The sequence below is a fragment of the Protofrankia coriariae genome (assembly GCF_001017755.1).
In the GTDB taxonomy this organism is placed as follows: Bacteria; Actinomycetota; Actinomycetes; order Frankiales; family Frankiaceae; genus Protofrankia; species Protofrankia coriariae.
Genome location: NZ_JWIO01000004.1, coordinates 180,409 through 189,788, shown reverse-complemented (window position 1 = coordinate 189,788; position 9,380 = coordinate 180,409). Strand labels below are relative to the sequence as shown.

The window sequence follows — 9,380 nt, the reverse complement described above, 5'->3', positions numbered from 1 at the left end:
TCGCCCGCCCCGGCCCGCCGGCGGCCGGAAAACCGAAAAGAAGAAATCCCGTCAGGAGCCGTAGAACGGTTCTCCCGAGACGCGTACGGACTCGCGCCCGTCGGCACCCTTCGGGATGTCGCCCTCGAGCGTGACACGGTAGAGCACGCGGTCGTATCCCAGGTGCCCGGCGTCGGAGATGGCCAGGTGTGAGGTCGCGCGGTTGTCCCAGAACGCGACGCTGCCCGGGGCCCAGCGGAAACGGACCGTGTACTCGGTGCGGGTGGCCTCCTCCCAGAGCAGATTGAGGATGCGCTCGCTCTGTGTGGGCGAGAAGCCGCGGATCTCGCGCGCCCCGCGGGTGAAACCCGGGCTGACGAACAGCGCGCGCTCACCGGTGACCGCGTGCACCCGGACGGCCGGGTGATAGGCGACCAGGTTCGCTTCGCGTATCTTCCGTTCGCGCTGGCTGCCGGCGGCCGCCGAGAGGCTGAACTGGTGTTTGATGTCCAGCTTGTCGACGAATGCACGCAGCTCCGCCGGCAGGATGTGGGCGCGCAGGATCGACGCGGCCGGCGGGTTCACCAGCGCGGTGACGTCGGTGTGCCAGCTGTTGTCGTAGGAGGTGCGCTTGCGGCCGAGGTTCGTCTCGTAGCGGCGGCTGTCGATCGGCAGGATCTCCGGGAAGCCCTCGGGCGGGTTCTCCTCGTGCGGGTGGGCGGGGGTCACCCTGCCGAACAGGCGCGCGAACGCGATCTGCTCACCATGACCGATTTCCTGGTTGCGGAAGAAGATTACCTTTGCCTGTGCAGCGCGGCGCGGATCTCCTCGACCACGCTGGGCTCCAGCGGGCCACGGAGGTCGACGCCGTGGATCTCGGCGCCGATGTACCCGGCGAGCGGAACGACGTCCAGGCCGAGCGCGGAATCCCTGAGTTCGGTCATGCGGAATGGCTCCCTTGTCGTGAGGCCCACGAGGCTCGGGCACGGGCGAAGAGAAATCCCGTGACGCTGTGGCCAGCATCTGCCCGCGCGCCGCGCGGAACAAGCATGATCACCTGTTGGAATCCTTCAGTCTGACTTAATCCGGAACTTCGCGCGGGCCCGGCCCGGCAGAAGCGCGTTTCGTACCGGCCCGAAGTTCTTCACCAGCGACGGCTTTTCTGGCGTGCTGGCCCGAAAAAAACCCGTGTGCTTCGTGCGCTGTTTTATGCGTCAGGCCCCGGACACTCGTCAACAGGCCCCACAGGATACACGCTGGATACCGCCGGCGAGTCATTTTCGGGAGATTGCCGGTATTGCGGTGGCCCAGGAGCGGCAGAAATATTGTGAATGGCAAAAACGGGCCGGCGATGTCGAACGCGCCGCGGTGGTCCACCGCGACGATCCGCTGGGACTGGGTGAACTCGCGGGCCGTGCGGTCCAGCGTGACGGACTCGACCGGCCAGCTGCGCCACAGCTCGCGGATGGCGACGACCGCGTCCGCCGCGGCGGCCACCGGCTCGGCGCTGGTCCACGGCGAGCCGGCCGGGGTGAGAGGATCCTCCGGGTCGATCAGCAGGCCGATCCGGCCGCCGGACGCGTGGTCGATGCTGGTCAGGCGGCGCGCGAGGTTGTAGGGATGGTCGCGTCGCACGGTGGCCGCCACCACCAGTCCGGTGCGACGGGTGTGGTGCGACAGCACCGTCGCGGCGACGCTGGGATCGACGCCCACCCCGCCATCGGCCTCGGCGGGCCCTGGGGCCGGTAGCGGGTCCGCGCCGAGCAGGACCGCGTCAGCCGCCGCGTCCAGGCGTTCACCGAAGTGCGGCAACCGGCTGGCGGCACGCGGGCCGAGTAGTTCGGCCAGTACGGCCCGGTCGAGGACGACGAGAACCAGCGGGGCCGTGCCGGTGCCGGTGGCCGACGCGGTGCCGGAGCCCGGCGTCGTCACACTCCCTCCCGTGGGGACGGCACGCCGCCGGTAGCCGACATCGGTGACGTGCGTGCGTTCACGTCGAGGTCCGACGGGCGTACCGACGGCGGCCGAGCGGTTACGGAGGGGCTCGGTGTGCGGCATACGGCGCTTCTCACCGGGTCGTCTCCTCCGCCGGGTCCTACCGGGCAAACGATGTTCTACGCGGGTCGGGTCGCCGGTGACCGACAGATGCAGGCCCTACTTTTCGCCGGCGCGGTGCCACGAGCAACACCGCGCCGCTACGAGATTCGTGAAGCTCTCCTTCACGAATACGCCGGGACGTATCAGGCGAACGACGCCAGGCATGGGCTAACGCCGAGTATCAGTTCCGATCATGGTGACGGTACCCGACCGGCGACGAAACCGATCATCGGTCCCGCTGTCCGTGAGCGCCTCATCTGCCCCAAGTGCCCTGGTCGCTCGCGTCGAGGTCGTGTTTGACGGGGTAGGGCGCGCCTGCTACGGTGATCCACAAATAACGATAATCGTTTCAGTTTTCATTACGCATTGTCTACCGGCCGGCGTACCGGTGGGGAGGACGGGGGTGCTCTGTTGTCCGTCAGCCGGCCCATGCGGCTGAACGACGTGTCCGGATCGCCGGGGAGGGTCGCTGTGCCACCGCCACGGGCGGGCACTGTCGCTACACTCGGCCCGGCGCGTGGCACCCCGTCCGCCGTCACCGTGGCGCCGTGGGCGGCCCACGGTCCACGGAACACATTTCTGCTCGCTGTTGTCGTCCTGCTGGTGGCGACCCCGATCGTGCTGGTCGCCGCTGTCAGCATCGGGGCGGCGGCGATCTCGCCCGCCGACGTGTGGTCGAGCATCCTCGGCCACCTCGTCGGCGGCGGTCACACCCCGCCGATCGACGACCAGATCATCTGGCAGGTCAGGACGCCGCGGGTGCTGCTGGCGTTCGTGGTGGGCGCGGGCCTGGCCGTGACAGGCGCCGTCCTGCAGGCGGTGGTGGGCAATCCACTGGCCGACCCATACGTGCTGGGGGTCTCCTCGGGGGCGTCGATCGCGGCGGTCGCCGTGCTCACCCTGGGCGGGGTCGCGACGACGGGGTTGCTGCCGACGATCGGAGTCTCCGGCGCCGCCTTCGCCGGAGCGGTCGCCACGCTCGTCCTGGTCATCGCGCTGGGGCGCCGGCAGGGCCGGCTGGATCCGCACCGCCTGCTGCTCGCGGGGGTGGCGATCGGCTACCTCCTGCAGGCGGGGACGAGCTTCCTGCAGCTGCGGGTCGGGTCGAACCAGCTGGCGGCGGTGCTGTTCTGGCTGCTCGGAACGGTCTCCGGGGCGGACTGGCAGAAACTGCGGCTACCCACGGTCATCGTCCTGGCCGCCACCGTCTGGCTGCTCGCGCAGGCCAGGCAGCTCAACGCCCTGGTGCTCGGGGACGAGGCCGCCGCCTCGCTGGGGGTCTCCGTCAGCCGGCTGCGCGCCCAGCTGCTGGCGGTCTGCGCCGCGCTCACCGCCGCGGTCATCTCCGTCGCGGGCGGTGTCACCTTCGTCGGGCTGGTGGCACCGCACTGCGTGCGGCTGCTCATCGGCTCCGACCACCGTCGGCTGCTGCCGGTGGCGGCGCTGCTGGGCGGGGTGTTCCTCGTCCTCGCCGATCTGGTCGGCCGGGTCGTGGCCCGGCCGATGGAGGTGCCGCTGAGCATCGTCACCGCCGTCGCGGGCGTGCCCTTCTTCCTGCTGCTGCTGCGCCGCTCGGGCCGGGTCAGCCGGCTGTCCACCGGAGCCGGGGCCGGGGGTGGCTCGTGACACGGCTGCGTCTGGACGGCGTGGGCGTGCGGATCGATCAGGCGCTGATCGTCCACGACGTCACCGTCGACTGCGCGCCCGGCACCTTCGTCGGCCTGGTCGGCCCGAACGGCAGCGGGAAGTCCACCGTGCTGAAGACCGTCTACCGGGCGGTTGCGCCGACGTCCGGGGCTGTTCTTCTCGACGAGCGGAACATGCTGCGGGAGCTCACGTCCCGGCGGTCCGCGCGGCAGGTGGCGGCGCTGGCCCAGGAGCACTCCCAGGGTTTCGACTTCACCGTCGCCGAGATCGTCGCGGCCGGGCGGACGCCGCACAAGAACCGGTGGGAGCTGACGTCCGCGGCCGACCGTCGCATCGTCGCCGACGCGCTCGACACGGTCGGTATGCCCGCGTATGCAGACCGGGCGTTCACCTCCCTGTCCGGCGGGGAGAAGCAGCGGGTGCTGCTCGCCCGGGCGCTGGTGCAGGAGCCGTCGGTGCTCGTCCTGGACGAGCCGACCAACCATCTCGACATCGCCACCCAGCTCAGCCTGCTCGCGCTGGTGCGTTCGCTGGGGATCACCGTGTTGGCCGCGCTGCACGACCTCAACCTCGCGGCGGCGTTCTGCGACCGACTTTACGTGCTGCGCGACGGTGTCGTCGTCCGCACGGGGGATCCCTGGGAGGTACTGACCCCGGATCTCGTCGCCGAGGTTTTCGGGGTGCGGGCCCATCGCGGCGTCCATCCGGTGACCGGACGCCTCCATCTTGCTTTTTCCGAGATCCCCGACAGAGACGAGAAGGCGCTGAAAGAACGCGAACTCGCCACGGAAGGAAACATATGAGAATCACCGCCGCGCGAAAATGCGCGCTCGTCGCGCTGGTGGCGTGCGCCGTCGGCCTCACGGCCTGCGGATCCGACTCCACCACCGAGGGGAACGGCACGGTGGGAGCCGCTCCGGCGCGGGCGACGGCCGGTGCCGGGTACCCGGTCGACATCCAGAACTGCGGCCGCACCCTGCACTTCGACAGGCCCCCGACGCGCATCGTCTCGGGCTGGACCACCAGCACCGAGCTGCTGATCGCCCTCGGCGCGACAGAGAAGACCGTCGGCCAGTACAACACCAGCAGCGGCACCCCGTTGCCGCAGTACGCCGAGGCGGAGAAGAAAATACCGACGCTGAGCGTGTCCGCCCCGACCCGGGAGGCGCTGCTGGCGGCGCGCCCCGACCTCATCTGGGCGGACGGTTCCTATCTTTTCGACGGCCAGCAGCTGCCGACCATCGACGATCTGAAGGCCCAGGGCATCCAGGTGCTGATCCTCAGCGGTTTCTGCACCGACGACGCCAGTAAGGCCAGGGTGCGTGACGTCGACGCGGACCTGACCGCGCTGGGCAGGATTCTCGGGGTCACCGCAAAGGCCGACGAGCTGAAAACCGACATCGACAACCGCCTGCGGCAGGTCTCCGCGCAGGTCGCCGGCAGGTCGCCCGTCCCGGTGGCGCTGATCAGTTCTTTCAACGGCACGATCTACACCTACGAAGGGGTGTACAGCGACATCGCGCGGCTCGCCGGGGCGACGAACATCTACGCCGGTATCCTGCCCGCCGGCAAGTACTACGGCCAGCTCTCCGTCGAGGACATCACCAAGAAGAATCCCGCCACCCTCGTCTATCTGCTCAGCGGCAGCGAGTCCGAGGAGAGCGCCCGTAAGTACCTGACGACGACCTTCCCGACCCTGGACGCGGTGAAGAACAACAGACTGGTCTTCCTGCCGCAGTCGTACTCGACCAACCTCAGTGGTGTCGACGGGGTCGTCCGGCTGGCCACGTCCCTGCACTCCGGACCGTCCTGACCGGTGATGACGGTATTCCTGATGGCAGTTCCAGCAGCATTTCTGATGATGTTCCAACCTGTGTTCCCGGTGAGATTCCCGAGCTCCCGGCGAAGCTCCCGACGATGACGGTGTCGCGATGAACACGGCATCGACGTTCCGGCTGTTCCTGGTCAGCCGGGCCGTTTCGTGGGTCGGGAGCGCGATGTCGCTGGTGGCGTTCCCGGTGCTGCTCTACCAGCGCACCGGGAGCGCGGCCGCCGCGGGNCCGGGAGCGCGGCCGCCGCGGGTGTGCTGGCCGGCCTGGAAGCGGTGCCCTATCTCGTCCTCGGGCTGCCGGCGGGCGCGCTGGTGGACCGCTGGGACCGGCGCCGCACGCTGGTGCTCACCAGCGTCGCCAGCGGCCTGGTGATGGCGAGCGTTCCCGTCGCGTCCTGGGCCGGGGCGCTGACGACAGCGCACCTGTTCGTGGCCGCGGTCGGTGTGTCGTCCCTGTTCGTGTTCTTCGACGCCGCCGGTTTCGGTGTCCTGCCGGCCATCGTCGGACGCGACGGGGTGCCCGCGGCGACCGCGGCGATGGTGTCGGTGAGCACCGTGGTGAACCTGACCGGCCCGGCTGTCGGCGGTGTCGCCGTGACCACCCTGGGCGCCCCGGCCGTCCTCGCGCTGGATGCCCTCAGTTACGTCGCCGCCGCGCTCCTGCTGACCCGGGTGCGCTGGGACGCGCAACCCGGCAGCGCCGGTACTGGCAACGTCGGTACTGGCAGCGTCGCCGGTGGTGGCACCGGCGACCGCGGCGCCGCCGGCGGCCCGGGCGGCGGGCGGCGGTGGGTCGCCAGAACCCGCCGCGACATCGCCGAAGGGCTCCGCTACATCTGGGATCACCGTGTCATCCGGACGCTGACCCTGCTCGGGACCGGCGCCAGCGTCTCCGGGGGCGCGGTCAGCGGCCTACTGGTCGTCGTCGCGGTCGAGCAGTTCGGCCTGGCCGACGACGACGTCCGGATCGGGCTGCTCTACGTAGCCACGGCCGCCGGCACGCTGATCACCAGTACCTTCCTCGGCCGCATCCACCGGCGGGTGCCCATCGGACTGATCACGCTGTGCGCGCTCGGGGGCAGCTGGCTCGCGCTGCTGTGCTGGTCGCGGAACACGATGTGGCTGCTGGGGCTGGGGATTCTCGTGCTGTGGCAGGCCGCCAACTCCCTGGTCATCCTCAACGGCATCGTCGTCCGGCAGGCTGTCACACCGGACCGGCTGCAGGGCCGGGTCAACACCACGGCACGGATGATCGCCTGGGGTGGGACGCCGCTCGGCGCCATGCTCGCCGGCGCGTTGGCCGACGTCTGGGGCACCCGCGGCGCCCTGCTCGTCACCTCCTCGGGTGTCGGCGTGGCGCTGCTGATCGGTATCGGAACGAGCCTGCGCCGTACCGGCACGCTCGCGGATCTCGTCGCGGCCCGGGACGCGCTGGAGGCAGCGGCGCCCAGCGAACGTCATGACCGACCGCATGCAAATGCTCACACTGCGGTGGCACCGGAATAGAGCACCCCGCACCACTTCCGCGTCGCACCGGAGCATGTTAACGTTCTATACGTAATGAAAACCATTTCCATTATTGAAGGGAGGTAGCCATGGAGGAGATCTCTTTCGAGGTGCTGAACGAGGAGCCGGTTCTCGCTGCCCCGCAGGACCCGACCACCCACGCACTGGTCCAGAACCCGTTCGCGTGGGACGAGGAGAAGTAGTTCGCTGACCGAAGGCGGTGAGCTGCTTCCGGCCGTGGTCGTCGGAGACGTCTGCGCCTCCCCGCGCCGCCCCGACGACCACGGTTCCCGGCCGCCGTCCCTTCCCCCACGGCATCCGGGCCCACGTTTCGCGGCAGAGTTCCACGGCATTTCACGGCAGAAAGAAAGGCATGCATGTGCTCGCGCCCGGCCATCACCTGTACCGGACTGCCGACGGCAGCTGGCGCTACAGCACCCCGGGAGACGTCTTCGTTCGCGTCGGTGGTGACGACCGGCTGCTCGCGCTGGTCCAGCGGCTCGAAGCCGGTGACACGGACGTGCGCGTTCCCGCCGCCGACCAGGCTGGCGTCGAACGGATCACTGCCGCGTTGGCCGGCCGTGGCGTGCTGGCGAGCGCGGAGCGGGACGCGCCCGTCCCGTCCGGCTGGAAGGTGCACGTGGACGGCGACGGCCCGCTCGTCGACAAACTCCTCGAGCTTCTCTGCGAGGTCAGGTGCGGCGTGGGCCCGGTGGACGAGGCCGCGGTGGCGGACTCGGACGTCGTCGTCAGTTGCGCGCGGTGGCTGCCGGACGCCCGATGGCGCCAGCTGGACGCCTGGTGCGCGCGGCACCGCACACCGTGGCACGGCTGCTGTGCCGAGGGCGGCACGTTCGTCCTCGGGCCGCTGTCGATCCCCGGCCGTACCGCCTCCTACCAGGACACCCGGGGGCGCCGGCTCGCCGCGGCGGCCCTGCCCGACGAGCTGATCGCCCACTGGGCGTACCTGGACTCCGACGCGCCCAAGCCGGCCGCGCGGTTCATGCCCGCGGCCGTGTCGGTGCTGGCCGGCCTGCTCGCCGCGGACCTGCTGGCGCTGGCGGCGGGCGGCGACATCCCCAGCGAGGGCCATCAGCTCGTCGTCGACGCCACCACACTCGCGATCAGCCGCCATCGGGTGCTTCCCCTGCCCGTCCTCGCGGTCAACCCGGCGTAGCCGTGGGCAGCGGTGACACCGACACCCACGCGAGGACGGGCGGGGCTGGCGGCGGGACGGGCGGGGCCGGCACCAGGACGGGTGGGGCCGACACCAACCAGTTCGTACCCGCGGCGGACGGGGTCGCGCTGGCCACCGACGTGTACTTCCCCGGCCGGCTGCCCGCCCCCGTGGTCGTCACCCGTACCCCCTACGGCCGATCGGCGCTGCTGGCGAACGGCCTCGGATGGGCCCGCAACGGCTTCGTCCACGTCGTCCAGGACGTGCGGGGTCGCTACGGCTCGGAGGGAAGCTGGACTCCCTACCATCACGGGCGCGCGGACGGCCGGGCGCTCGTCGAATGGGTGCGCGCGCAGCCGTGGTGCGACGGGAACGTGATCCTCGCGGGCGCCTCCTACGGGTCGTTCACGGCGTGGTCCGCCGCGCTCGCCGCGCCCGGCCTCGTCCGCGCGGTGATCAGCGAGGTGCCGGCCGCCGGGCTGCGCCCGGCCAACGTCGAGCCCTCGGGCATCCTGCGGCTGGCCGAGTACGTCGGCTGGTGGGCCGAGCACGCGGACGGCCGGACCAGCCGCGACGGGCTGTCCGCTCAGATGCTGCGAGCCCGCCCGCGGCTGCTGCGCCATCTTCCGGTCGCCGGGATCGGCGGGTGTCTGTGGGCGCGGCTACCGCACTGGTGGAGCACGATCGACCCCGACGGCCCCGGCTGCGGGCAAACACCGGCCCACGCGGAAGCGCTGGACGATCAGGAGCTTGCCGCCTGCGGGTTGCCGTCCCTGCACATCGGCGGATGGTACGACCTGTTCCTGCCGCAGACCCTCCACCAGTGGGCGACCGTCGGCGCCGGCCGTGGCCCGCGGCCCGCACGTGGCCTGGTGGTCGGGCCGTGGCGGCACGAGCTGTCCACCCCGCACTCCCACTCCGCCGGCGGCCGCGACCACGGCCGCGAGTCCCAGCTGCCGCTGGGCGCCCTTCAGGTCGACTGGATCTCCCGGGTGCTGGCCGGCGAGGACGCGTCGATCACGAAGATCTTCCTGATGGAGGACGGCCGGTGGCTGGATCGCTGGCCGGCGTCGACCGGCGTTCTGCGGCTGCACGCCACCGCGGACGGCGCGCTGTCACCGACACCCCCGCGGCGGGCCGCCG

The 9,380-nt window shown here is 70.8% G+C and carries 9 protein-coding genes and 1 pseudogene (1 of these 10 running past the window's edge); 7 read left to right on the top strand and 3 right to left on the bottom strand.

Annotated features, from left to right (window positions below):
- Positions 1–51 precede the first annotated feature (51 nt).
- The 3 genes from FrCorBMG51_RS04590 to FrCorBMG51_RS24660 form a co-directional block, all read right to left on the bottom strand.
- On the bottom strand, positions 52–735 hold the full coding sequence (locus FrCorBMG51_RS04590; RefSeq protein ID WP_338052682.1) for a TauD/TfdA dioxygenase family protein: 684 nt from the start codon (positions 733–735) through the stop codon (positions 52–54).
- Positions 736–773: 38 nt separating this feature from the next.
- Positions 774–923 (bottom strand): hypothetical protein, encoded by a 150-nt coding sequence (locus FrCorBMG51_RS34435; protein WP_338052684.1) that lies wholly within the window; start codon positions 921–923, stop codon positions 774–776.
- Positions 924–1,059: 136 nt separating this feature from the next.
- Complete coding sequence (locus FrCorBMG51_RS24660) at positions 1,060–2,037, bottom strand: LLM class flavin-dependent oxidoreductase (RefSeq protein WP_052914290.1); 978 nt, start codon at positions 2,035–2,037, stop codon at positions 1,060–1,062.
- 510 nt (positions 2,038–2,547) lie between these two features.
- On the opposite strand from FrCorBMG51_RS24660, the gene FrCorBMG51_RS04580 reads away from it, so the two are divergent.
- From FrCorBMG51_RS04580 to FrCorBMG51_RS04555, 7 genes and pseudogenes are all read left to right on the top strand, one after another.
- Positions 2,548–3,702 carry a FecCD family ABC transporter permease gene (locus FrCorBMG51_RS04580; RefSeq protein ID WP_235433307.1) on the top strand — a complete coding sequence of 385 codons (1,155 nt, stop codon included), beginning with the start codon at positions 2,548–2,550 and terminating at the stop codon, positions 3,700–3,702.
- A complete protein-coding gene (locus FrCorBMG51_RS04575; RefSeq protein WP_052914288.1) occupies positions 3,699–4,526 on the top strand; it encodes an ABC transporter ATP-binding protein in 828 nt (275 codons plus the stop codon). Before FrCorBMG51_RS04580 ends, FrCorBMG51_RS04575 begins: the two co-directional genes overlap by 4 nt.
- The gene (locus FrCorBMG51_RS04570) at positions 4,523–5,536 is read left to right on the top strand and encodes an ABC transporter substrate-binding protein (protein WP_047221834.1); all 1,014 of its coding nucleotides are present in this window, start codon (positions 4,523–4,525) and stop codon (positions 5,534–5,536) included. Before FrCorBMG51_RS04575 ends, FrCorBMG51_RS04570 begins: the two co-directional genes overlap by 4 nt.
- 270 nt (positions 5,537–5,806) lie before the next feature.
- Positions 5,807–7,060 (top strand): MFS transporter, encoded by a 1,254-nt coding sequence (locus FrCorBMG51_RS04565; protein WP_052914286.1) that lies wholly within the window; start codon positions 5,807–5,809, stop codon positions 7,058–7,060.
- Between the two features lie 89 nt (positions 7,061–7,149).
- On the top strand, positions 7,150–7,263 hold the full coding sequence (locus FrCorBMG51_RS32370) for a streptamidine-related RiPP repeat protein (RefSeq protein ID WP_013873264.1): 114 nt from the start codon (positions 7,150–7,152) through the stop codon (positions 7,261–7,263).
- Between the two features lie 170 nt (positions 7,264–7,433).
- Complete coding sequence (locus tag FrCorBMG51_RS04560; protein WP_047221833.1) at positions 7,434–8,237, top strand: hypothetical protein; 804 nt, start codon at positions 7,434–7,436, stop codon at positions 8,235–8,237.
- A 2-nt stretch (positions 8,238–8,239) separates the two neighbouring features.
- Positions 8,240–9,380, top strand: a pseudogene (locus FrCorBMG51_RS04555) (CocE/NonD family hydrolase); it runs 516 nt beyond the window's last position.

Excerpts from the sequence above, each read along its gene's own strand:
- FrCorBMG51_RS04560 (WP_047221833.1), top strand. The coding sequence starts at position 7,434 with ATGCATGTGCTCGCGCCCGGCCATCACCTGTACCGGACTGCCGACGGC.
- FrCorBMG51_RS34435 (WP_338052684.1), bottom strand. The coding sequence starts at position 923 with ATGACCGAACTCAGGGATTCCGCGCTCGGCCTGGACGTCGTTCCGCTC.
- FrCorBMG51_RS32370 (WP_013873264.1), top strand. The coding sequence starts at position 7,150 with ATGGAGGAGATCTCTTTCGAGGTGCTGAACGAGGAGCCGGTTCTCGCT.
- FrCorBMG51_RS04570 (WP_047221834.1), top strand. The coding sequence starts at position 4,523 with ATGAGAATCACCGCCGCGCGAAAATGCGCGCTCGTCGCGCTGGTGGCG.
- FrCorBMG51_RS24660 (WP_052914290.1), bottom strand. The coding sequence starts at position 2,037 with ATGCCGCACACCGAGCCCCTCCGTAACCGCTCGGCCGCCGTCGGTACG.